This is a genomic window from Oligoflexus tunisiensis, from assembly GCF_001748245.1.
GTDB lineage: Bacteria > Bdellovibrionota_B > Oligoflexia > Oligoflexales > Oligoflexaceae > Oligoflexus > Oligoflexus tunisiensis.
The window spans coordinates 1,377,945-1,401,573 of the sequence record NZ_BDFO01000001.1 but is presented as its reverse complement, the minus strand read 5'-3'; the positions used below and the strand labels follow the sequence as shown (position 1 = coordinate 1,401,573).

Sequence of the window (23,629 nt, the reverse complement as noted above, 5' to 3'; positions counted from 1 at the left end):
CCTGCCGCGAATTCCGGATCACGGATTCTGACAGTGGTCATGCGAGGCAGAGGCAGACGCCGCCTTCGCCATGCTCCATCTCGCTTCTGCTGCGCAGGCGGCAAGTGTAAGACGGTGCCGGAGAAGCCCCGCCGTTTCAAGGTCAAAGGCGATGCACAGGAGGCGCACGAAGCAATCAGACCGACGCATATTGAAGTCGAGGGGGCCGGAGAAGATGAACAGCAGCGGGCTTTGTATCGATTGATCTGGCAGTGGTCTGTCGCCTTGCAACTCGCCGACGCGTAATACAAAGTAAACACGCTGACACTCGAGGCGAGAGAGGGAGCGGAAACTTTTGAGTTTCGGGCCAAAGGCCGTGTCCTTGTGGAACAAGGATGGCGCGCTCTTCCTGCCCGCGATGCCGTCAGGGAGGATGGTGAAGGCGAATCCGAAGACGGCAGCGATGGAAAAGTGCCAATGCTTGATATTGTATCAACCAGGAAGGCTGGCTCCGGCAGGCTGCTTCGAAAGGAAACGCAGCCGCCCCCGCGCTACACCAAAGCGAGCCTCATCACGAGGCTCGAAGCTGAAGGCATCGGGCGACCGGCTATATATGCCTCGATCATGCAAACATCATGAGCAAGGGATACCTGAGCGAAGTCAAACGGTTCCTGGAGCCGACGGACACCGGCTCGCTTCTGGTTGATCATTTGATCAAGGCCGGGTTTGCATTCATGGATCTTGCATGAAGCAATATGGTTTTGGTCCGGAGCAGCTCTGAGCTCGTGATGGGCTGAAATGTAAAACCCCAGGATTGTGCCCGGGGCTTCTTGTCTTCACTTGGGTGTCTGTGGTTGCTCAATGAGTTTGGGCCCGTTGGGTTCGATAGTTATGCAAGTCATACCACCTTTCTCGCACACCTTGATTTTACCGCCACCAACAAAACTGATGCTGCATTGGTTATCACACTTCCAGGTGCCATCTGGATTTACAACAATAGCTGCAAAGGCCAGAGTCGAAGCAAACAGGCTACTCCAAACAATCCAGCTCTTCTTCATCGACTACCTACTCCCTATAAATAGTAAACTTAGCCACTCCCGGATCATCCTGTTGTGGCTGAAGGTCCATCTTGTTACCTAACCATGGGTTTTGCTGAATTAATTGTGCCACAGCAGTCTGGAAGAGCGCAGGAGAGTCTTTTGCACTGGCCTCGATTGTGCATACTTTGCCTTTGCACACAATTGACTGAACTTCGACATACTTATCAACGTCTGAGCCCTTCTGTATTAGTAGCTCGTTAAGCTTATCTTCTCTCGCTGTATCGACTAATGACTCTGGGTTCTCACTCTGGGCTTCTGAGCTATTGTCTTCGGAAGCAACTGAAGGTTGAGTCTCTAGAGCTTTCACCGGAGCCGAAACTTGTTCTTCTCCAACAGGAGCGGACTGATCAACTGGTGTAGGGGCTGACGTCTCGGAAACGGTTGCAGCTCGATTAGGTTTTTCGTGCGGCTTAACTTCAGCGGTACTGTCATCAAGCGAAACTGACGAATCCTTCTCAGACCGTGACACTGCGTAGCCGATCACCCCCAAAATAACTACTAAAGCGACAATTACTTTCTTTTGCATTCAGTCTAATCCTCATCAAAGCCAGTGTTCGCCTGCCTTATATCGCATCTGCTGAAACAAAAAAAGCCACCAAGGTGGCTATGGGTAAACTAATCGTTTTCAAGTAAAGGAATCTTAACCGTTGCCTATGCCTATCACTGAGCCGATGGCTTTCTCGGGTCGAATTGTCTCCTCCGAACTCCGACCTCCAATTAGGTCTGAAAATCGGCGTTAGGAGCTGATTCTGTGATCCGAGGAAATTTGAGGAATTTTAGCCGAGGGTGAAATGGGAACGGCGGCCGTAGGCCAAGGCAGACTATAGTTTCCTCAGGAAGACAGGGATGAGTTCCGGGGATCCAGGTTGCAACATTCGGTCTATACACGGTAATTTTTTTTAACTCGATTCAAGTCAAGGGAAGCCGACATTCAATTCTGTTGACAGACGGAATTGCGACATTTTTGGAGTTTGTAAGTGAAAAAATTACTCGTTGTAACTATGCTTTTTGCCAGTTTTCTATCAGGATGCGGCGAAAAAAAAGAAGACTCAGAAGCCAGTGCTACAGCCGCAACGGAAGAGGCTATGGAAGGAACCTGGCTGGCTTGCCTGAAAGAATACGATTCAAAGGGGAACGCCATATCCTCTTTGACCAGCAGTTTTCAATTCGCAACCGATGGTACGCTCCATTCCATTTTCCAGTACTACAAAGATACCAGCTGCACCGAAGTGGACGGAGAAGCCTATGAATCAGAGGGAACCTATACCGTCGGCGAAATCGACGGCAAAGACTTCAGCGCGCTCAACCTGGTTTATACGGGCGGCAATGAAGATGGAACGGATTCAGCCTGGTTTACAATAGTCAAAGTGGACGGAGACAAGATGTACTTGGGTGTGGAATCCGATGAATTGGACGGCAGCACCGAGGAGAAAAGATCGCAGGAACTTGACGTCGAAAACGTTTGGGCAAGACAATGATCGAAAAGGCCATGCTTTTCATGGCCTTGCTTACTGCCTGCAGTCAGCGCGTGGCTTCGTATAAAGCCATCGTGGAATTGGAGGCGCAGCCGCGCGATAATCAGGCGGCCACGCCGGAATTTTATGAATACTATCTGGAATCCGACTATCCTTCCGGACTCGTTCTCGTCGCTGACAAAAAAATCAAAGCCCAGGCTCGACAAAAAATCCTGCAGGTCGCCAATGAAAAAGAGTTTCGCATATTGAAAGAGGAAACGAGCTTCCGTGTCGATTACTATCTCATAAATCCCCCAACACTGAAGTCAGAATTCAAACTCACGTCGAAACCTGATGTGGCGGGGCAGGCTCTCACCAAAGCTGATGTTGTCAATTCCATCGAGGAGCATAAGAAAAACACCGAATCGGTCAATATGTTGTTTAAGAGTCCTTTGAATATTACGGCGTTCGCGGATGGGCATACTTCACTTGGTTATGATCAGGAAAGACCGCCTGTACCCGGGGTCCATGTTTCCAGCCGGGGGTTTGGAGTATCCAAGACTCTCTGGAGAATCAACGATTATTATACATATAACGATGTCAGGTTGTCTTTGGCTCACTTCGTCGGGAAAAACTTTGTTCGCGAGACGACAACTCTCGACTTTTGCATCGGCGGCACCTATGCGTATGGATGCGCTTCTGCTTTGGGAGCATCCCGAACTTCACAATTATTCTATACCGAGAAAGTAACTCGCGAGGGTCTGTTCATTATCGGCGGCAATGAATTGGCAGCGGAATTGGGTGTCGTCTATTCCAGGGTAACCTTCCTGTGGAGGGGGGATGCTTTCAAAGAAAAAAAATACCAATGGAACCGCTCTTCGTTTGGTCTTTCCTATGCTCTGCAATAGGCGACATTCTTTTGCGCCGTAATAATCTTCGTTCAGTATTTGGTCACGTTTGAAAAATTGAGTTAAGAATTCTTTACCAATTATTATCCCCACTTTTCCTGGGAATGGAACTTGCTCTTTTTCTGCACCACAATCTAGAGATGAGCACATGAAAACACGTTGGATTTGGCTGATCCTGGTTTTGCATGCGTGTACACTTTCCCCAAAGACAGAGAACCAAAGAAACAGGAACGCAAAGACGAATACAGAATCTGGAGAGGTTTCAGCGCCCGCGCCGCAGGGTCATTGAACGCTTGACTCAGTGGCTTGAAGCGGACGTTATGAAATGCGAAAGAGAATAAGCAGCATGCGTGTGGTGGTCTGGCCGGGATTCCGCCAACGGATGGGACGGTTTCGATTGACCAGAATGGAATCCCCTGCGCCAGCGTTATACTCGGTATCATCCATAAATACTGTAATTTTTCCCTGCAGTACGACCAGCAACTCCGCGCCCTTGTGATTCGATAAGTGTCCCTCCACAGACTCGCCTGGCTTCAATTCCACCGTATGAACCGGATTACCCATAGACAAATACCCTGGAATCAGGGGTCGGGAATTGGCATGCATGCCGGCTGCGGGGAATTCCTCGGCCTTTGACATGGGATAAACGGGTCCCTCATGTATGACCTGACTTGATTCAAGCAAACTTCCCGAACCAGGGCCAATGACCTCAGCTATCTTAAGGAGGGCTTGAACGGAAGGATAGAAAGAGCCGCCTTCGATCTGGGAAATCGTGCTGGGTGTGACGCCGATGGCTTTGGCAAGATCTGACTGCGAAAGACCCCGGCGGGTACGGAGGGCCCGTAGCCGCCGGCCGAATTCATCAATGCTGCTATCCTGATCAAATGCCTCACTTAGAAACTGACCGTCGCGCACTCGATAGGGAATGGACGTGCCAACCTGTGCAGCTTCACGCCCAGTTGCTTTCACAATTTGAAAACTGCTCATCCCTCGTTTAAGTTCCAAATCGATCACAACCTGAGCGGTTCGATTCATCATGGCTTGGTTTTTTTTGGATTGCGATTCCTTTGAAGAGACCCAATAAGCAAGCGCTCCCTGATCGAGAAGCCGCGGGCAGCAGGCCGCATAAAAATTTCGGATTGTTTCATCACTGCTCCAGATCTGGTTCGCTGCCGAGAGTGAGTTAAAGACGAGGCCTAAATCATGGCCCTTGTCGCTGCACACGGCAAAGAGCGAGTTCACGACCTTGGACATGATATGAGGCTGCTCGATCTTGACGAACTTGCATCGATAACCGGCTTCCGCTTGCTGATAAAAATCAACAAAGGGTTTGGCGCCATCGCCCTTGCCCCAGGTAAAACAGTCTACAATTGTCAGTTTGGGATAATTGGTCAAAGGACCTAATATGGATATGAGTGACGACGGCGCCTTATCGAAGGTCACGTAGACCAGGGAGCGGCCTTCATTCATGGAACTTTGTAAAAAGTTTAAAAAGAAGATTTCCGAGGATGCTGCCTGGGTATCATACCAGATCACATTATCGCCTGTACGCAGGCCATCCATTGCTCGATCCAGAACTTCAACGCCCGAAGAAATGCGCTTCGGTGATTGCTTCATATCAAACCTTTCAGGCAAAACCCGTCCATCCGGGACCTCGCCAGATCAGTCCATCGAAGGGTCCCCCTTGCATTACTTTATACAATCGGCTCCTATTCGTCACTTGGCGAAAAACGATAAATTACTCGCCGATTGCACTGAAATCACGATGGAGCCTGTCACGCTGCAGCCTGCGCCGCTTTCCAGGTTGTAATTTCTGCAAGCGCCTCATTCGCGGCCTTTTTCAAGCGCTGCACACCGTGGACCTGATTGAGACTCCTGGCCCCATCACATAGCTTCTGAACGCCCACAAATTCTGCGACTGTGGTTCCTGGCCTCGGAATGCCTGCTTCGTTGCATCGCTGCAAATTGTAAGCTGTGAGACAGAAGTTGATGTGTGCCTCGAAAGCCTTGAAGTTCGCCGAGCGGCAGTCACCATAGCCATGATTTTGTTTCATGTCCTTGAGCCAGGATTCGATGGCCCATCGATTCCGGTAGGTCTGCACGGTTTCCCGCGCTGCCTGGGCCGTATTGCTCGATACAATATATTTCCTCGACTTAGAACCATCCCTTCCTGACTTCTGAATGTACTGCCAAAACAAGCCCAAATCCTTTGATCTTAACGTTCGGCGCAATTCGCACGCGATATTCCTTTCGCTTCATTTTTCTGCCCTTCATGGCCAAGAGCCAAAGGGACTGCCACGGGATGATGCGCTGCCTGCGGAAATATTCTTCGATCGATAGACCTTTGATGAGTCTGTTACTCTTGATACACATGGTGAAATGGCAACCTTGAACTTTCTTGGCGTCATAGCCTGCATCACATACGAAGTGTAGGCTCTGCATTTACTGCAATCGCTGAGTAAATTACGAGGCTCCTTCCTGAACAGGCACGCTCACACAAAATCGGCTATGAGTTGCGGGTGAAGTCAGGAGCTGACCTCCATAACGTTGTAAAAGACTCGCTCCAACTAAATATTCGACCGCGTTCTCCAGCTGTTTATCGTCCAATACGCTGAAGGCGCTATCCGTCAGAGTAATCAAAAGACGGTTGCCCTGACGTTCGAGCCCTATTTTTACCCAGCGTTCTCCCAAAGGGGTCACCGATTCCACACAAAGTTTCACAAATCCAAGCAGAATCATTTGAAACAGAGACGGACTGAAAAGAACCCACGCATCTTCACACATCTCCTCCACAATCAAATCAGCAGCCACGCGTTCCGTATGAGGACGAATAAGCCTGTGGGTTTCATCGATCAATTCCCTGACCAGAATTTTTTTTTCACTTTTCCCTGGTAAACCCAGACTCAATGAAGCCAATCGTTCATGGAAGGATTCCAGCGAGGAAGGTTCCTGAATCAGCTTGCCTGGCAAGGAATTCTGTGCCTGGAGTATCCAGGCCATATATTGAAACTTGTTGTGCAGCTCATGGGTCTTTTTCTCAAAGTCATGCATCAAACTAAAGTCACGAAAAAAGCAAATCAACCAATCAACATGCGCTATGGTTAACATTGAAAGCTTAACCAGGACATGGCATTCTGTCCCATCCTTGCGAAGAGCGATCAGCTCGCGGTCGGCGCCACGCGTTCCTGAAAACCCGCTACGGAAAAGAATCTCGCGATCGGCTATATGACGAATGCGGTAGCGAGCTGGAAGGAGCACTTCACTCGGCTGACCTATGAGCTCACTCTCTTCATATTGAAACAGCCGTTGAGCCGATGAATTCATATGTCTAATTTTTCCACTATGTTCCAATATCACAGTCGCATCAGGCAACTTATCAAGTAGAGCTTGCGCATCCAAATGTTTCAGCACCCTGGGTTCCCCTTCGTCTTGATGGCAGTATTTTTAGTGTAGCTTAATTTTACACCTTGTCACTTAGACCTGCATATCTTATTAAATTTAATCAAAATAATGAACAAATTATCGTTTTGTGCCCAAGGTTCCCTTTCCAGCGGCGACAATTTCTCCCCTAAAATATCAGTAAGATCTGAACAGGGCTGAAGTTGCATCTATTAGATATACTTAACTTTTATTATTCCCCTGCTTTGCTTGATCAGTTTCTTCTCAATTCTCTACATATGCCGCCGATCGCTTTGACAAGTGAGACATGAATATTTCTCGCGCTCTTTTTCGAGGCAGTATATATGGATGATATGGAAAGTGTGATTCGCAAGACTTTTCTGGATGAAGCGACACAGCTTCTTCAGGAAGCTGAGCAATCCTTTCTGCTCCTGGAAACCGCACCTCATGATATCCAAAACCTCGACCGCATATTTCGTATTGCTCACAACATCAAAGGCAGTGCAAAAGCTGTACAACTGGACGAGCTCGGTGCCTTTGTTCACGAGCTCGAATCGATACTGTTGAAACTGAAGAAAGGTGAATTGGCCATTGATACCAGGGCAGTCAACCTTCTGTTGCAGTGTCACGATTTGCTCCTGGCTTGGATTGGTGCACTCCACAAAGATGACCGCAGTACGGTTGAATTCAGACCCCTCCTTCTTGAAATGCAGAACTTTCAATCGGCCGCACCAACTGTTCCCAGTCTACCTCCTGCCGCTTCCAACGGCTTCCACGAATTTACGGATACGCCTGCTGCTGCAGCACCGGCTCACAAGGATGTGTCGCTCCGTGTGAGTCTCAACCGCGTGGATACTCTGGTCAATGATGTGGGCGAGCTTGTGATTCTGCAGACAGTCCTGAAACAAAATAAACATCAAATTCCGTCGGTTCTGCTGCAGAAGACTATTGATCAGCTCGCAAAGATTACCAGAGGAATCCAGGAATCCTCGATGAGCTTACGTATGGTGCCGTTGCAACCGGTTTTCCAAAAAATGCAGCGTGTGCTGCGTGATACATCCAAGTCTTTGCATAAGGATGTCGTTCTCCACACAGCTGGTGAGGATATCGAGATGGACAAGACGGTTGTCGATAATCTCGGCGATCCCCTGGTGCATCTCATCCGTAACGCTGTGGATCATGGCATCGAATCCACGGAAGGGCGGCGGCAGGCAGGCAAACCGGAACGTTCCAATGTCTGGCTTACAGCCCAACACCAGGGTGGCAGACTTGTGTTGGAAGTTCGCGACGACGGAGATGGGCTGCGGGCCGCCAACATTCGAAAAAAGGCTGTGGAAAGGGGTCTGATAGCACCCGATGCTGTTCTCCCTGACGCGGAGATTCATCATCTAATCTTTGCTCCTGGCTTTTCCACCAAAAACCAGGTCACCGACGTATCCGGCCGTGGCGTTGGCCTCGATGTCGTCAAGACCAACATCAATCAGTTAAAGGGCGAGCTGCAGCTGGAATCGATCGAAGGCCAAGGCACTTGCTTTCGTATTATCCTTCCCCTATCCCTCGCTATCATCGATGGCATGATTGTACGTTTGAATGATTCCGAGCGTTATATCGTGCCCACGTCCCAGGTCCACGAAATTATTGAGTTGAGTGCCTCTGAATTCTGCGCGATGGGCCGGAATCAGGAGGTTATCAGCCGACGAGGGGAGACCATCCCGCTTTTTCATCTGGATAAGATTCTGGGCAGGACAGCCTCGAGAAAAAAAGGCTCCCGTGGTGTAGCCATCATTTCCCGTTTCAACCAAAAAGAATATGGCTTTCTCGCTGAATCCATCGTGAGTCAGCAGCAGGTGGTTATTAAACAACTCGGACGTGATTTGAAGAAGATTAGCAGTGTCAGCGGGAGTGCGATCCTTGGCGACGGAAAGGCTGCTCTGATACTGGATCTCGAAGAAATAGCGAAAGGAAGGTCTGCATGAGTACATCGCAATCTGTCAACGCCCACACGAACAAGGGGGCCGATCGGCACCTTATCTTCGTCCTCGGCACTGAAGAATATTCGGTGCCGCTGCTGAAGGTCAAGGAGGTCATCGAAGTTCCCGACATCACGCCTGTCCCGCACACGCCGCCTCATTATCTTGGCATCATGAACCTGAGGGGCCAGGTTATCTCCATTATCGATCTGCGGCTGAAACTGAAGGGCGTAAGACAGGAACTCGAGAAGAAGACAGCTGTGATCATTCTTGACTTCGAAGCCTTTAGTCTGGGCATCGCCGTAAGTACGGTCACCCGGGTCCTGGCTCTTACTGAAGAAGAGATCAAAAAGACGCCAACGATGGAATCGACCGAAAACCTCGACTACATTATGGGCGTTGTCCATCGCGACAAGAAGTTGATCCTGTTGCTCGATATCTCGAAGGCCCTCAACGTTGAAGACCTTAATCTCATTCAATCACAGAAAAATCACGAACAGGCGGCATGAGCCGCATAAAGGGAGACATCATGTTCAATTCCTGGAGTCTGCGAACAAAACTCATCAGTGCTTTCAGCTTCTGTGCTGTGATTCTTGCCATTGTTGGCATCATAGCCTTTATGCGACTTTCAGAGGTGGTTTATAAATACAACCATGTTGCTAATGCGAATTTGCCCAACCTAATATCGACGGCGGCCATCAGTGATGCAACGCGAAGATACCAGATCATGGTCAATTATCTCATCGGGTCAAACTTGAGTCCGGAGGAGTTTAGGGTTCAGGAAGCATTCCTTGCCCAAGCCATTAACGATATGGAAGCAGGCAAGAAAGCATATCTCGAGATTCCTTTTGAACCTGGTGAAGACGCAATAGTCCAACCGCTCTTAGAGCATATAGGCAGGATCACGGAATACGTTAAACGGACTTTGGAAATGTCCCGGACCAATGATGAAGAAGCGCTTAAGAAACGAGATGAATTCGCATTGAATTATGATTCGGTACGAATTCCATACCGATCAGCCTTGGAAAAAGTGCAGCAATTCCAGGATAAGGAAGCAGAGAAATGGTCGGCAGAGGCAGAACGTGCAGCAAATTCGGCGACTCTAGTCGTCCTTATCCTCGTTGGCGTAGGAGTCGTGGCTTCATTCTTCCTTGGCCTCTTCATCTCCTCGTCCATCACCACAACCATGATGCGAGTTTCCGGACAGCTGTCTTCCGGCGCGGATGAAGTAACCTCCGCAGCCAGCGAGATTTCGTCGACCAGTGAGCAGCTCTCTTCAAGCGCCACCGAGCAAGCTTCCTCGCTCCAGGAAACCGCTTCCTCTATCGAAGAGATGAGCAGCATGGTCAAGCAGAATGCCGACAACGCGAACCGTTCCGCCGAAACCGCTCGTTCAGGCCAGACCTCTGCGAATAAAGGCAAAGTGGTCATCGGTGAGATGCTTGAAGCTATGAATAGCATTGATGCAGCGAACAAAGAGATTAGCGAAGTCGTCAAGGTTATCGGTCAGATTGGTAACAAGACCAAAGTTATCGACGATATCGTCTTCAAGACCCAGCTGCTCTCCTTCAATGCTTCAGTCGAAGCTGCGAGAGCTGGTGAACACGGCAAGGGTTTTGCAGTCGTCGCAGAAGAAGTCGGCAACCTTGCCCAAATGAGCGGCAATGCAGCTCGTGAGATCAGCGATATGCTGGAGCAAAGCCTTGAGCGCGTCGAACGCATGATTTCGACCTCCAAACAAAAAGTCGAAGTCGGCATTCAGGTTGGAAAGCGCTGCGGTGATGTCCTTGACGAGCTGGTTGGAAGTGTGGGTGAAGTCAATACGATGGCTGGGGAGATCGCGAATGCCTGCCAGGAGCAGTCACGAGGCATCAATGAAATCACCCGCGCCATGAGCCAGTTGGATCAAGTCACTCAGCAGAACGCATCGGCTTCTCAACAGTCTGCATCGGCAGCTGAGCAGCTGTCCCAGCAGGCGGAATCCCTGCGCGCATCGGTGGGAGAATTGATGCAGCTGCTCAATGGTTCCGCAAGCATGACTGTCTCTTATCAGAATCCAGTTCAAGTTGCCAGACGTCCAGCCATGGCTTTGGCTAACAAAAAGGCAACGAAAGCTGCGGTCAAAGGCCCTAAGAAAACCTCTGGCCATTCCGCGGATGGGGTGCCCACTGCCCAGCATGAAGGTTTTGACGAAGCAGCCTAACAAGAAATAAGGGCACATTGATTATGCATGGAATGCCAGATATTGATGATGATGATTTCTCGTTTTTTCAGAGGAGAATCTTGTCTCTGTCTGGCATCCACTTGAGTTCGATGAAGAAGGATCTGGTACGGGCCCGGCTCATAGCCCGTCTTACAGACCTGGGACTGCCCACAATCAAGGCTTACCGACAATACCTCGGTACTCTGTCATCGCACGACAGCGAATGGCAGCAGCTGATCAATCAGATTACCACGAACAAGACTGATTTTTTTAGAGAGCCAGCCCATTTTAAATTCCTGCTCGAGACTTTTTTGCCTAAATGGAATGCACGTAATCCTGGGGGTAAACTCCGCGTTTGGTCAGCTGCCTGCTCTACCGGTGAGGAACCTTACACACTAGCCATGGTTTTAAACCGCTATTTTCATGATGATAGCCGCTTTGAAATCCTGGCCTCGGACATCGATACTGAAGTCCTGGAGAAGGCGAAGAATGGTGTCTACCCGATCAATCGGCTGCCTGAAATACCTTTTGAGTATCATGCTTCCGGATTCGTTAAAGGCAAGGGTGATGTTCAAAAATGGTTCAAAATCAAAAACAATCTGCAAGCGCGCATCAAGTTCACCAGGATCAATCTGGTGGAACTGGAGCAGGATGATGTCGGGCATTTTGATCTTATTTTCTGCCGAAACGTCTTCATTTATTTCAAGCCGGAAACCATCCAGGAGATCATAGGTTCTTTCAATCGGGCCTTGAATTCCTACGGAGCTCTCATCCTTGGTCATTCCGAATCATTGAACGTGGACCAGAAGCGGTGGAAGCCTTTTGGCTCGTCCATTTATTTCAAAGAATCGGCAGGCCTGAAATCCACTGGGACTAAGTCCGAAAAGATTACTGTAACAGCACCGAAGCTTGTAAATCAGAAGAAAAAGGTGCTGATCGTCGATGATTCCTTGACCATTCGGCAGTTGCTCAGCACAGCTCTGGCTCAATCAGATCGACTGCAGGTCGTGGCAGCTATCGGTGATCCACGGGATGTGGAAAGCGCGATCCTGAGGTTCCGGCCGGATGTGATCACCTTGGATCTTAAGATGCCTCATCTGGATGGTTGTCAACTGCTGGAGCAGATCCTGCCGAAATTTTCGATTCCTGTGGTGATTATAAGCGCCGTCAGCCGTGAAGAGGGTCCGCTGGTCCTGCAAGCCCTCGAGTTGGGTGCCGTTGATTACATTCAAAAGCCCACTCTTCAGGATTTGAAAACCTCGGCCTCAACTTTGGTTGATATTGTCTCCCAGGCGGCAGACGCGCATGTGCATCGACAGAAAAAGCATGTACAGGCCGATAGAACTTTAAAAAAACGATCTGTAAGCCTAATCATTGGCAAGCAGGTGATCGTGGCCATCGGGTCCTCAACGGGAGGCATTCAAGCTCTGACTGAAATACTGACGCAGATGCCGGATTCAATCCCTCCTATTCTTATTGTGCAGCATATTCCCCAGGCCTTTTCCCGGGCGTTTGCTGAACGTCTGAATACACTCTGTGCTTTTCATGTGAAAGAAGCCGAGGACGGTGATCTCGTTTATAACGATCAGGTTTTGATTGCTCCTGGTGGCCTGCATATGGAACTCGAATCCAGCCCGAAAGGCTTTCGAGTAAAACTGCAGGATGGTCCGGCAGTGAATCGACATAAGCCTTCGGTGGATGTCCTTTTCGAATCCGTAGCCCGTCTGCTCGGATCGCAGGCAATTGGCATTATTTTGACCGGTATGGGGCAGGACGGTGCCAAAGGTCTAAAAGCCATGAAGGATACTGGGGCTTTGACTATTGCCCAGGACGAAGCCACGAGTGCCGTTTATGGAATGCCTCGGGAAGCGGTGCGTCTCCGCGCTGTGGACCACGTGCTCCCGCTCGACAAAATTCCTCAGAGTCTGCTTCGCTTTCTACAGGACAAAAAGGGCCCGAAACGGGCATGAAAAGCCGGGGAAGGAACGCATTGTGCACCAAGCATCAAATCGAGCTCGCAAGTTCACCAAAGATTTCGCTCAAAACCCAAGGTCTTTGGCCACAATGGCTATGGACTGACCTGGGCTTTGGGCAAGGCCGACCAGCCTTTGAGTGACAGCTTGGCAAAACGAGCATCAAGAAAAGAGAAAGTTAGAGGGTCAGTCATGGAAACGGCAGATTAAATCAAGCTGCATGCGGAAACCACGGTGAGCAGCATGTTGATTCCGAGGCATTATCCATTTCGATGGAACGATCCAGAACGACCAGCCCAGGGTTCCCTTTTCCCTATGGGATAATATATTGATTCGATGTTTCCAGTTTGGCGGCAGGACATTTCCATGATGCACGTTCCACGATCTTTAAAATGGCTTTTTGCTCCCATCATCTTAACTGCTTGCACCGTGAAATCCCCGGTGCATGCCCGCATGAGCGGGGTCTACGATTTCACTCATCCGACCCCTTACTATCTGGTGGTCTTTGGCAGAAAGCCGAAAAACTTCATGGCCGATTATCCCTACCTGGTCATGCCTTATGACACCAGCAAGGATTTCGCCCCTTTCGCAAAACCCGAATTCCATGAGATCAGGGAGGTAATGAAGCTGAAAGTGGACTATTACGTCTATGACTTTGCAGTGGATTCCGGCGGTGAGTTCTATTTGGCAACCGAGATCACAGGCGGAAGGAAGATGACTATACCCAAGGCTTTCGAGAAATACCTGAGGGAAGCTGGAAAATGAGGGGCGGGTTGCCCTGCAGACCCGCTACGCTGTTTACTTGATTTCGAACTTGTAGGCGCCTGATTGAAGGTCCTTGGAGACGATCACAGACCCCATATGGTAAGGCGGGCTGGCATTGCCGGCGCTGCCCGAGGGAGTCGAAACAACGGCCGAACTGGTAAAGGTTTCGGTTCCCGCTTCGATCGTGACGTTGGCGACGTCTGATCCCGAACCGGAAAAAAAGTTCAGCTTCACGTCATAGCGGCCTTCAATGAGCTTTTCGCAGGTCGAGTAATAATGCACCGGCCCATAGCCATTGGTATCATCGACATCGAGGAAACCCACTTCGCCAGACCGATTCGAATAATAAACATGGGAATTCGGCTCGAAAACGTGCAGGTCGATATTAGGCTGGCTACCCCAGGTCAGGGTCACCGTAATCGGTCCCTGGCCTGCTGTGGCATCAGGCTGCCTCGCGTGGGCGAAGGCATCATTAACATGTGACTTGATCCTCGGGCCATAGTGGGTCGCGGAGACCAAATTTATACCGATAGAAGGTTTCCTTGTGCTGTTTGCCTTGGGGCTCGATGTCAACCTTGATGTCGATGTCGACCTTGGGTCGATTGGATTCATTGTCACCGATCTCATTGATGAAGTCTTGGCTGACCTCGATACGATCCCAGCGGCTTTCGGCCTGCACACTGGCATAAGAGGCCAAGAGGCCAAATACTGCAATAACCTTGCTCATAACGGTTCCTTCACGGATATAATCAGAATATATATGGTTTCTCTTTTCGGTCGCGTTTTCGGCAGATCTTTGGCTTTCAGATTTTTAGCTGTCGTGACCTGATTTTTGACGAATCCCTAAGGCCGGAATCGGATCAGGCCGACGGGAACTGAAGTTCCTCAGAATATCGGACACCGGGAATGTATAATGGGTGGATAGCCCTTACATCGAGGTGACAAGTGGCCGACAAGAAAAAGCAAAAGCGCTATACTAAAGAATTCAAGATTGAAGCGGTAAAGCTGGTCACTGAGAAGGGAATGAAGGCTTCCGATGTGACAAAGGATCTTGGGATAAGCCAACCAGCCTTGGGATCCTGGATCAATGACTACCAGCGCGGTGGCTTGGCTGTCTGACAGGATTATGCCTTCCTCCTGAACCTTCTTTTCCAGAGCTTTCAAGCGTTTCTTACAGGTCTCAAGATTGCTTCGCATCCATGCACAGCCTACTCCAGCTGGTGAAACAAACACTCCGCGCTTTCGAAGCTCGTTGCTTGCTCTGACCTGACCATAGGCCGGGGAAACTTCACCCGGCTTCACGAATCGCTGTTAGCTTCGCAATCGCAACTACTCCATACATGAAATCTCGGGGAACGAAGTCGGGCACGTGTATGCCCCCGCACCGGTGACAATCAGTTGGGATCCATTACCGTTGGTTGAAAACTCGAAAATTCCGACGCTTGAATCCGCCATGATTTCAATACTGGTCAGGGCCCCATTGCCAAGGGCCCGATTCCAGATCCGCTCGAGACTGGTGCCTTGCAGCGAGACGATCGCGCGCGCATCATTGCCAGTTAGGAAGAGGCAAATGCCTTTGACTTTGTAGTATGCCCCAACGTTGGCCGGAGCGAGGTCGACGATAACCTCCTGGTTATTGCCCTTAACTTTTAAGGCCAGAATATCATCGGGCCCAAGGTTAACCTTGCCGCCTGACGTGTAGGGCACAATTTTACCCTGTCCGTTGAAATAATCGTGGCAGCCCTTTAATTCGGATTCACCAATTTTCGATGTGCTGCCTGTGGTCGCTGAGATGGTGCCATTGTTGAAGATTTCAACCTTAAATTCAGAAGGCAGAGCCGAGCTCGCCGTTGATGTTTCCGTATTGGTGGTTGCAGCGCTGGAGCTGGGAACAGTCGTCGCAGCAGTTTCCAAGATCGGACTCGAATCCAGAGGTTCCGCTGTGGGTGGCGATGAACCAGTTCCGGCCACTTCGGGGGTCGGCATTCCACTGCTGCTTGAGGACTCTTGGCCTGCGGCAGACTCGTCGCTCATGGCCGCGCTGCTAATTTCCGTTCCCGCTGGACTCGAGGAAGGGTCACTTCTGTCCGCAGGAGGAAGAACCTGGGCCTCCATGGCATCCTGGTCACTGCTTTCATACGGACGAATCGCTCCGTTCTGCTCCGCGAGAGCGTCTTCGCCCAGCGACTCCGCTGGATGGATAGCGACAGTGTTTGCGGAAAAGGTTGTTCCCGAGTTGTCACAACTTATATGACCGACAAAGATCAATCCGAGACAGGCGAGTCTCATGAATTCTCCAGTTTGATGTGTGCTACCTAATTTATCGGCCTCGCGCTGGACCCTCTGTAGTTCGAGGCAATTCTTTCTGAATAGAAGTGAAAGCTTCGTCCCTTGGCGCATCGATTCAAGAATTCAGAGAGTCCGAGCCAGCCCAACTCTCAAATCTTACAGGAAAGGAGAACTGGGATTGCTGGGAGGAGATGCCACCCGCTTCATGCGGCCGATAGTGAGAGGCAGCGCCAGGGATGCTCGGTCCGAGTCCGCCTTGCACTGCCCGTTACTCATCCAACCCTTCGACTGGTGTTCCGTCGCGTCGTGGATGAAGGGACGGGGAGAAAAGCAGCCTTGACTTCCTGGTCATCTGCTGGAAAAACCGGCACCAGTGAAAAAGTGGTTCACAGACGAAGAGATATTCGGATCATCTGCGCATAGCAATCTTCATCGGCTTGGCTCCGAGTGTGGATCCTCAGCCAGCATCCTAAGATAGGGATCTCCGGATGGATTCGGCCGCCACCAATCGCAGGAAACAGATGTCTGCACAGCATTGCAAGCCGCGCCAGCCGTGAATAAAGCAGCCGACGCTGTGCTACAGGACAGTGAAGGTTAAAGATCTATGTTGTAGAGCAGACCTAAACCGAAGGAGGTACTGTTCGCCTTGACTTCATCCATCGAATCGTCGGAAACATCTATCCCGTCGATTTGATAAGTAACTTTATTGAAAGTTGCTCTATGCGCAGCAGCAAAAGCAGAAAGTCCCCAGTATTTACCCCAGAAATAATCGTAACCCAGACGTAGGGTAGCCCGAGGCCCGGAAAATTTTACAGACGTTTTGCTGCCGTTCAAGTCCGTGGTTTCTGCTTCAAACGATCCACTACCAAAACCAACCCCGAAGTAGGCAAGGCTCAATGTATCCCCGTTGACGCTTTTGATGGCGTTCCAATCCAACCGAACCATGCCTCCACCTACGCGATAGTCCACATCATCTTGAGTCATACTCTGGGATGAAACCTCAAAGTAGATAGCCCACCAGGATTCGCTGCGAAAGCCAATCAGGTCCCAATTCACGCCAGTATAGCTTTTTGGATAATCGAAAACCTCAGCCTCACGCTTGAAATCGACCGATTCCTGAGAAATGTTGAAGCGGCCCTGGATACCTTGGCGCCAGCGGCGAGCCTCGTCCTTGACTTGGCCTGAATCCGTGGTCTGATTATTCACCTGGTTGTTTGTCTGTTCAACCTGGTTGCTATTGTTGACATTAATAACAGTTCCGGCGGCACTTGGCTGGCTCTCGGCATTATCAGAAATTTTTTCGATCGTATATCGCTTCACAGTGACTCGACCCATTTCTGCGGTATCAATGATTAAGTCGGTTTGATTCATTTCAACTATGACGCCTTTCAGAACGCTCCCGTTTTTTAATTTCACGACTTCAGCGAAAGCAGAACTCGAAACTAAAGCGACAACTACTAATATAAATACCAAATTCATAATAGTACCCATTTGAGGTTTACGACTCGTGATATGATGTCGGAATTTGATAGGGCATCCATGAATACCCAGACCAATAATTTTTGAGGAAGTCTGGGTAAGAGGCCTGCGCTAGCTGCGGAAATTGTTAGCCAATGCTGGGTTTCTTGGCGGAAAAGAAAGGGTCGAATTTTCAAGAAGAAGCGTCGCAAAGGCAGGTGCCCAATGAACATTTTCATGGAATGGAGCACCTCGGGCGTGGCGGGGATCGCAGGCCGAGGTCGCATCACTCGTTTTGAGGGTCTCTCAGCCGTTCTTCGATGAGCTCGCCTGGATGCAAATTCCAATTTTGTCCTGAGTCTTGCATAGGAATAGGACAGCCTTCGACAGGCTGGCATGCGCTCATATGATAAGGAGACGGAACATGTTTTGTAGCATCTACAAAAGGATTTCGGGGGCTTGTCCGAGTGCCCCGCTTGTCCTTTTCCTATCCTTGCAAAGTCCGCATCTGCAGGCCGCGGAAAGTGGAAGCTCCAAAATCTCGAAGGATGAGATCCAGGCTCTGGTAGAGCAGAGTTCGCGGGGGGATTTCCCCGTTGAACTGACCCGACCCGTAATGAAACGATTGAGTTTCCTGCTGAACCAGCCGGCGCAGGTCGAGGGACTCAAACAGGAGCTCAACCGGATGGAAAGGTACCAGTCCATAGTTTTGCCACAGCTTGAGAAATCCGGCTTGCCTTTGGAACTTGCAGCGATTCCGATGGTTGAGACCGGTTATAAAAATCACCCTCCTCACAGGAATGGGGCCGGTCTTTGGATGATCACCAGGAACACGGCTGCAGCCTATGATCTCTCAGTCGCTGGCAAAAATGATGAGCGCCTGAATCCAGAAAAAGCCACCGAGGCTGCGATCCAGATTCTAAAAGACTACTATGAGCGGTTTAACGACTGGCTGTTGGCACTCGCAGCGTATAATCAGGGACCGACTCATGTGGCAGACGTGATCCGTGAAACAGAGATCCGTGATGGATGGCTGCTTATTGCCCAGGGTCATCTCAATGATTACGCCGCGAAAGTCATTGCCGCGGCTATTATTATCGAACACCAGGAGGCTTTACTCGGTGATGGCTGAACATTGATGAAGTGTAGTAAGTTTATGCTGCGAATAGGGTTCGAATATAAGGACGAAATCTTGCTGACAAACATTGTGAAGATTTTTTTCGACGGTGGATCGCGAGGCAATCCAGGCCCCGCTGCTGGAGCCGCCTTTGCGGATTATGAAGGCGGTCGCGAGCGGGTCTGCTTCATGGAATCGGCAACTAATAATGAGGCGGAGTATCGCGGTCTTTTGATGGCGATTGAGCTGGCCAGGGAACTTGGATTGACTCAAGTCCAGTTTCTGGGTGATAGCAAACTGGTGGTCATGCAGGTCACTGGCGAGTGGCAGGCCAAGCATGCGATGATGAGTGAACTCAGAATGCAGGTCCTAAAAGCTTTACAGAGTGTCCCGCGATGGCAAATTCAGTGGATTCCGCGCGAACAGAATGCGGAAGCTGATCGCATTGCCAATGAGGAGATGGATAGGCAACTGGGCGTTGAACGCATTTCGGTTGTTGGGTCGATACCGGCGCCGCCGAGCGCAGGAGACGCTGAGATCCCTTCGGCTGCCTCTATTGCGAAATTGAATAAGCTGGGTGCCAAGGCTGGCTTTGGTGATCTGCGTAAACTGAAGGTGGGAGGAACAGACGCTTTTTCGCGTATAAGCCTGGAAAAACTAAGCCAAACTCTTGCCGGGTTTGCCAACCTGGAACAGGCGTTTTTATCGACATTAAACTCGGATGTGCTGACGAAAGATCTCAGCGAAGACGCGAGGAAAAAACTTTTGCTCCAAGCTCTCCGCTGGGCAGCTCGAGGCTTACAGAGTGATCTGCCCTTGCGTAAGGTCCTGGTTGATTTGGAGATGGCCAACAGTATGCGAGATAAAAGAAAGTAAAGAAATATACGGGCATTCAGCACCAAATGAACAGTTCACTGCGCACATCGCTCATTGAAAGAACAGAATATGGACCAGGAGGGATAAAGGAAGCGTGATCAGCAGGCTATCTAAACGATCCAGCACGCCGCCGTGTCCAGGAATGAGCGTCCCGTAGTCCTTGATCCCGAGAAAGCGTTTGAAGAGCGACGCAAACAGATCCCCAACCTGAGTGAAAACGCCCCAGATGATCCCAAGCAACAGCATCGCCCAGAGAGGCAGGGGGAGATGCAGGATGCTGCTGTAAATCCAGCTGAACAGGGCACCGGCGATGGCCGCTGCCAGATAACCTTCGACGGTTTTATTGGGGCTGATATGCTTCAGAAAGCGATTCCTGCCCAGGATCTTGCCGCCCAGAAAGGCAAAGGCATCACAGGTGTTGGTAAGAAAGAAAACGTAGAGAACATAGCGGTCACCCTGCTCCGTTCCCCGCAGGAAACCCAAAAGACCCAGCGAGGCAGCGACAAAGAGCAGGAGCAAAGCCGCGAAGACTTTCCCCACGGCCCTGGACACGTCGGGTTCCGCCAGGACGATCAGGGTCAAACCAAGCAGGTAGGCGATCGCCAAGGACAGCGCATAGCGCATGTCCAGGACATAGGCCAGTGCGAAGAACGGCAGCAGCATACCTGTGAATATTTTCAGAGATCGGGTTCTGCCGAGGACCTGCTCCCTGGCATCGAAAATGGCAAAGACCTCCCGCAGGATCTGCAGCGTGGCCAGACCACAAAAAGCGACGGTCACGGCCAGGGGCGCGGCGAGTATCGCATACATCACGAAGATCATGACGATCTGCGACACGATCCGCGTGCGATCGAAGGAGCTGCGCAGCGTCGCAAGACGCATGAAGATCACGAAGCCAACACAGAAATAACCGAAATTCAGAATGTCGGGATTAAGAGGCCACATCAGACTTCTCTTCGTGAATTCCCATTCTGTTCGCGACCTCGCTCCCGGGCTTCCACCCAGTCCTGCCAAAGGCAAAATGCCAACGTTCCGTCCAATTCTTCGCTTTCACAACATCCCCTATGATTGCGATCCATTCCTGGAAGAAAAGCCGGAAGGGATTCAATGACCGCTGCTTACCCGCCAAACCATACTGGATGACGATATCACTTTGTTCCTCCTTGAAAGTCCCGAACCAGCGGTCGAAAACAATCAAGACACCCCCATAATTCTTATCGAGATATTCCTGATTCGTAGCATGATGAACCCGATGATGACTGGGCGTATTGAACACATATTCAAACCAGGGGTGCAGCCTGGGTATCGTATCCGTGTGCACCCAGCCTTGATAGACAAGATTGGCCGAATACATGAGCGCCACCGACTGCGGTGAGAATCCGATCAAATACAAGGGAAAGAAGAACAGGAAGTTCAGCGAAATGAAACCTGTGAGGCTGAGCCTGACTGACGTGAAATAGCTCATGGAAAAAGACGAGTGGTGCACGCTGTGGCTGGCCCAGAACCAGCGGTATTCATGCCCCCAGCGATGCATCCAGTAATAGACGAATTCGAAGGCGAAGAACAGCACGATCACATTCAGCGGCTCGCTTATGGGCAAGGTCAACAGGCGATAAGCATGGACGGATTCATAGAAAGTACTGAAGGAGGATCGCTTCAGGTTGAAGACAACATACATGCAGACCATCATGGAGACCGACACCAGGCTTTCGGCCCAGGGATAGGTTCGATTCTGCTTTCGCGTGAAATGGATCTCGCACATCACAAGCGTGACGAAAATGAGTAATGCCGCGTAAATGACGAGATTTGAGACCAACGACCTATTCCTTTTGGAGTAAAGATCACACCTTATCGGCTCCCGCCTTCGGCGATGTGAGGAATGCCTTATAAGATCAATCGAAACATAAGGAAGCGTTCATGTTTTGAACGAAGTTCAAGTTACTTGAGGTTTTTCCGATAAGGCTCAGAATTTTCAGACACCCTATCCAGCCCGACCAGGAAGGCAACCCAGCGTGAGCCACAGTTCCAGCATGTGGAAATACACCGTCTCGCGCTTCGGCACGACAGCCACCCGCGTATCCATCCAGACGATCCTCCTGCCTCTGGTCGTAAGCCAGGTCTTTGGCAACACAGAGAAGGCCGCTTATTTATCGTATATCTCTGTGGTTTCATTGGCAGCGGGTTTGCCTGTTTTCCTCGGGTCGGCTTACCTTGGCGACATTCTGCCCCTCGGTATATACCGGCGGCGCCTCTTCATGATATTGGGAACCTTGATAACATTATCGGGCATCGTCGCCAGCAGCTGGATCGATGACAAATCCACTCTGACGATCGTGGGGCTGTTAATTTTTTGCGGCATCTCCATGACTGAATCCAGTCATTCGGCTCTGATCCCTGATAATTTTTCGAGCGGTTCCTATCTGCTCGCCTCGACCTGGCTCACCAAGTTTTCCTTGCTGGGATCGCTGGCCGGGCCTCTCCTGGCTGGAATGCTCCTGGACCATGGGCTGCTCGACACGCTGAGGATCGGTCCCTCTCTGCAGCTGGTTCCGGTCAGTTGCATGCTTGGTCTTCTGCTTCTCAGCTGCACCTGGCTCAATTCCACTGCCATTCAAGAGACATCCCTGCCCCGTTCGGTGACGCATGGCAGCCGCCATGGTCTGAAAAAGCGTCTGATGCAGCTGGATAGACCCATGCTGAGATTCCATTTCTATCTCGTGATGCGAACGTTCGCCCTGTTGCCAGCCATGACCATGCCGAGTCTCCTCTTGTTTTTCCGGCAGGATGTAACTGGGGGCCATCCTCTCAGAGACACAGTCCTGTCCATCCTGGCAAATACTGCGGGTGCCGTCCTTGGAATCATAGTCCTCAGGAAAACAGCGATGCGGCGCTGGCACGAAGTCCGGATCATGCAACTCAGTCTTGTCTTGATGGTGCTGTCCCTGAGTGGACTGGGCCTCGATATTCTTTTTCAGAAAGGACTTTGGTATCCAACGATATTTCTGCTGGGCATCGGCTTTAGCACCTTTTTTACCTCATCCTTCAGCTATGGTTTGCATAGCATCCCCGACTTGCGCTGGCGTGGGCTGTTTTCGGCCCTGATCTCGGCCACCACCTTCATTGCCTTTCTGCTTGGCATGATGCTGGTGAGCCTGATCATTCCATCCTTTGCGGCCGATGACAGAGTCGTGGCCTGGTTTGCGCTGACAGGTGCATTTGCCAGCTGCCTCTTGCTGGCCCTGGCATTGTTGACATTTATAAACCATGTCTTCCCCCTTGGAGAAGATGGAAATATGAGCGCCTGAAGGCTCCCACGCAGGAGGAATCCATGTCGAAGAACCAGGATGGTCATCAGCACAAGGACGGCTACAGCGCTTATCTGGGGGTGAAGGGGGCAGCCCTCTTTCAAAAGCTTCTCGAAGCTCTGCTGCGCATTGTTTATCCTTTGCATCCAAATACAGTGACGCTCATATCCTTGCTCTTTGCCATCATCGCAGCCAGCTTGATTGCATGTGGCGGCGTTGGTCTTCTGCTGGCGGCCGCCTTTGTCTGGTTGAACCTGGTCTTCGACCTCCTCGACGGAATCCTGGCAAGACGCAAGGGTCTCGCCAGTCCACAAGGGGACTATTTGGACAAGGTGGTGGATCGCCTGGCGGACATTATCCTGCCCGTGGCCATAGGCCTTGCCAATCCGCTGAATCCCTATCCTGGTTTCGTATGCGCCATTGCCCTGCTGCTCTCGTCCTATCTGCGGCTCTTCCATGCTCAGGCCGTGGCGGCCGGAAAATATGGTTACCAAACTTTTGCCGGTCGTGCAGGCGTTCTGATCACAATGTTTTGGATACTCATCGTCCAAGGCATTGCATCCCACTGGGGCTATGCGAGTTTCACTCTTTTTCAGAAACCGTTTGCGATTCTGGATTTCTGGGCCATGGCGATTACGATGATCACGTTGAAAAGTTGCTGGTCGGTGGCACGGGATACCTTCGCACAATTGGCCAACAGACGGTGATGGCCGGTTCCCAGGAATCGCTGCATTAAGGCTGTCCTGATCATGACTTTCAGTAAGAATTTGACGGTCTCTGGTCTCGCAGTTATTTTTCTCTGTAACAGTCCAGTATCATGTCCCTATTTTGCA

Annotated in this window: 24 protein-coding genes and 1 pseudogene; 13 read left to right on the top strand and 12 right to left on the bottom strand. The window is 50.6% G+C overall.

The genetic code is table 11. The annotated features are described in order from the left end of the window. Positions 1-300: 300 nt before the first annotated feature. Positions 301-618, top strand: coding sequence for a DNA topoisomerase (locus OLTU_RS33125; RefSeq protein ID WP_141736749.1), 318 nt, complete (start codon positions 301-303; stop codon positions 616-618). 197 nt (positions 619-815) lie between these two features. On the opposite strand, the gene OLTU_RS06125 is transcribed toward OLTU_RS33125, so the two are convergent. Both OLTU_RS06125 and OLTU_RS06120 read right to left on the bottom strand, forming a co-directional pair. Then, a complete protein-coding gene (locus OLTU_RS06125; protein WP_141731875.1) occupies positions 816-1,037 on the bottom strand; it encodes a hypothetical protein in 222 nt (73 codons plus the stop codon). A gap of 7 nt (positions 1,038-1,044) precedes the next feature. Next, positions 1,045-1,605 (bottom strand): hypothetical protein, encoded by a 561-nt coding sequence (locus tag OLTU_RS06120; protein ID WP_141731874.1) that lies wholly within the window; start codon positions 1,603-1,605, stop codon positions 1,045-1,047. 451 nt (positions 1,606-2,056) lie between these two features. Between OLTU_RS06120 and OLTU_RS06115 the strand changes: the two genes are divergently transcribed. Together OLTU_RS06115 and OLTU_RS06110 are read left to right on the top strand one after the other, a co-directional pair. After that, positions 2,057-2,557: a hypothetical protein gene (locus tag OLTU_RS06115; protein WP_141731873.1), complete on the top strand. Its 501-nt coding sequence runs from the start codon at positions 2,057-2,059 to the stop codon at positions 2,555-2,557. Between the two features lie 20 nt (positions 2,558-2,577). Further along, the gene (locus OLTU_RS06110) at positions 2,578-3,441 is read left to right on the top strand and encodes a hypothetical protein (RefSeq protein WP_141731872.1); all 864 of its coding nucleotides are present in this window, start codon (positions 2,578-2,580) and stop codon (positions 3,439-3,441) included. 318 nt (positions 3,442-3,759) lie between these two features. Here OLTU_RS06110 and OLTU_RS06105 read toward each other — a convergent pair whose 3' ends face one another. The 3 genes from OLTU_RS06105 to OLTU_RS06095 form a co-directional block, all read right to left on the bottom strand. Then, on the bottom strand, positions 3,760-5,058 hold the full coding sequence (locus OLTU_RS06105) for a helix-turn-helix domain-containing protein (protein ID WP_141731871.1): 1,299 nt from the start codon (positions 5,056-5,058) through the stop codon (positions 3,760-3,762). A 158-nt stretch (positions 5,059-5,216) separates the two neighbouring features. After that, positions 5,217-5,639 carry a transposase gene (locus OLTU_RS06100; protein ID WP_176736376.1) on the bottom strand — a complete coding sequence of 141 codons (423 nt, stop codon included), beginning with the start codon at positions 5,637-5,639 and terminating at the stop codon, positions 5,217-5,219. Positions 5,640-5,904: 265 nt separating this feature from the next. Beyond that, the gene (locus OLTU_RS06095; protein WP_141731869.1) at positions 5,905-6,852 is read right to left on the bottom strand and encodes a PAS domain-containing protein; all 948 of its coding nucleotides are present in this window, start codon (positions 6,850-6,852) and stop codon (positions 5,905-5,907) included. Between the two features lie 332 nt (positions 6,853-7,184). Here OLTU_RS06095 and OLTU_RS06090 point away from each other — a divergent pair, with 332 nt between their 5' ends. The 5 genes from OLTU_RS06090 to OLTU_RS06070 all read left to right on the top strand — a co-directional run bounded on the left by OLTU_RS06090 (position 7,185) and on the right by OLTU_RS06070 (position 13,751). Further along, positions 7,185-8,816 (top strand): chemotaxis protein CheA, encoded by a 1,632-nt coding sequence (locus tag OLTU_RS06090; RefSeq protein WP_141731868.1) that lies wholly within the window; start codon positions 7,185-7,187, stop codon positions 8,814-8,816. Beyond that, complete coding sequence (locus tag OLTU_RS06085; RefSeq protein ID WP_141731867.1) at positions 8,813-9,319, top strand: chemotaxis protein CheW; 507 nt, start codon at positions 8,813-8,815, stop codon at positions 9,317-9,319. The genes OLTU_RS06090 and OLTU_RS06085 overlap by 4 nt, the downstream gene beginning before the upstream one ends. Before the next feature lie 20 nt (positions 9,320-9,339). Then, positions 9,340-11,013, top strand: coding sequence for a HAMP domain-containing methyl-accepting chemotaxis protein (locus OLTU_RS06080; RefSeq protein WP_176736375.1), 1,674 nt, complete (start codon positions 9,340-9,342; stop codon positions 11,011-11,013). A 23-nt stretch (positions 11,014-11,036) separates the two neighbouring features. Beyond that, positions 11,037-12,983, top strand: a complete 1,947-nt coding sequence (gene cheB / locus OLTU_RS06075; protein WP_141731865.1) for a chemotaxis-specific protein-glutamate methyltransferase CheB — start codon at positions 11,037-11,039, stop codon at positions 12,981-12,983. A gap of 369 nt (positions 12,984-13,352) precedes the next feature. Beyond that, on the top strand, positions 13,353-13,751 hold the full coding sequence (locus OLTU_RS06070; RefSeq protein WP_141731864.1) for a hypothetical protein: 399 nt from the start codon (positions 13,353-13,355) through the stop codon (positions 13,749-13,751). Positions 13,752-13,784: 33 nt separating this feature from the next. Here OLTU_RS06070 and OLTU_RS06065 read toward each other — a convergent pair whose 3' ends face one another. Next, positions 13,785-14,270, bottom strand: coding sequence for a YfaP family protein (locus OLTU_RS06065; RefSeq protein ID WP_218109867.1), 486 nt, complete (start codon positions 14,268-14,270; stop codon positions 13,785-13,787). Then, a complete protein-coding gene (locus OLTU_RS06060; RefSeq protein WP_141731862.1) occupies positions 14,224-14,478 on the bottom strand; it encodes a hypothetical protein in 255 nt (84 codons plus the stop codon). Before OLTU_RS06060 ends, OLTU_RS06065 begins: the two co-directional genes overlap by 47 nt. A gap of 218 nt (positions 14,479-14,696) precedes the next feature. On the opposite strand from OLTU_RS06060, the gene OLTU_RS06055 reads away from it, so the two are divergent. Next, on the top strand, positions 14,697-14,870 hold the full coding sequence (locus OLTU_RS06055) for a transposase (protein ID WP_141731861.1): 174 nt from the start codon (positions 14,697-14,699) through the stop codon (positions 14,868-14,870). Here the strand turns inward: OLTU_RS06055 and OLTU_RS32615 are convergent. The 3 genes and pseudogenes from OLTU_RS32615 to OLTU_RS06040 form a co-directional block, all read right to left on the bottom strand. Continuing rightward, positions 14,847-15,032 (bottom strand): annotated as a pseudogene (locus OLTU_RS32615) (IS481 family transposase); the annotation flags it as partial. The gene OLTU_RS06055 and the pseudogene OLTU_RS32615 overlap by 24 nt on opposite strands. Before the next feature lie 48 nt (positions 15,033-15,080). Continuing rightward, entirely contained in the window at positions 15,081-16,040 is a 960-nt protein-coding gene (locus OLTU_RS06045) for a hypothetical protein (RefSeq protein WP_141731860.1), read from the bottom strand. Between the two features lie 594 nt (positions 16,041-16,634). Next, complete coding sequence (locus tag OLTU_RS06040) at positions 16,635-17,519, bottom strand: hypothetical protein (RefSeq protein WP_141731859.1); 885 nt, start codon at positions 17,517-17,519, stop codon at positions 16,635-16,637. Positions 17,520-17,922: 403 nt separating this feature from the next. On the opposite strand from OLTU_RS06040, the gene OLTU_RS06035 reads away from it, so the two are divergent. Then, on the top strand, positions 17,923-18,630 hold the full coding sequence (locus OLTU_RS06035) for a lytic transglycosylase domain-containing protein (protein ID WP_176736373.1): 708 nt from the start codon (positions 17,923-17,925) through the stop codon (positions 18,628-18,630). Positions 18,631-18,636: 6 nt separating this feature from the next. Next, positions 18,637-19,491: a ribonuclease HI family protein gene (locus OLTU_RS06030; RefSeq protein WP_141731857.1), complete on the top strand. Its 855-nt coding sequence runs from the start codon at positions 18,637-18,639 to the stop codon at positions 19,489-19,491. Positions 19,492-19,542: 51 nt separating this feature from the next. Here OLTU_RS06030 and OLTU_RS06025 read toward each other — a convergent pair whose 3' ends face one another. Further along, positions 19,543-20,436, bottom strand: coding sequence for a phosphatidate cytidylyltransferase (locus OLTU_RS06025; RefSeq protein WP_141731856.1), 894 nt, complete (start codon positions 20,434-20,436; stop codon positions 19,543-19,545). Beyond that, on the bottom strand, positions 20,423-21,307 hold the full coding sequence (locus tag OLTU_RS06020; RefSeq protein ID WP_141731855.1) for a sterol desaturase family protein: 885 nt from the start codon (positions 21,305-21,307) through the stop codon (positions 20,423-20,425). Before OLTU_RS06020 ends, OLTU_RS06025 begins: the two co-directional genes overlap by 14 nt. A gap of 196 nt (positions 21,308-21,503) precedes the next feature. Between OLTU_RS06020 and OLTU_RS06015 the strand changes: the two genes are divergently transcribed. Continuing rightward, entirely contained in the window at positions 21,504-22,796 is a 1,293-nt protein-coding gene (locus OLTU_RS06015; RefSeq protein WP_141731854.1) for an MFS transporter, read from the top strand. Between the two features lie 23 nt (positions 22,797-22,819). Next, the gene (locus OLTU_RS06010) at positions 22,820-23,503 is read left to right on the top strand and encodes a CDP-alcohol phosphatidyltransferase family protein (protein ID WP_141731853.1); all 684 of its coding nucleotides are present in this window, start codon (positions 22,820-22,822) and stop codon (positions 23,501-23,503) included. The last annotated feature ends 126 nt before the right edge of the window (positions 23,504-23,629 follow it).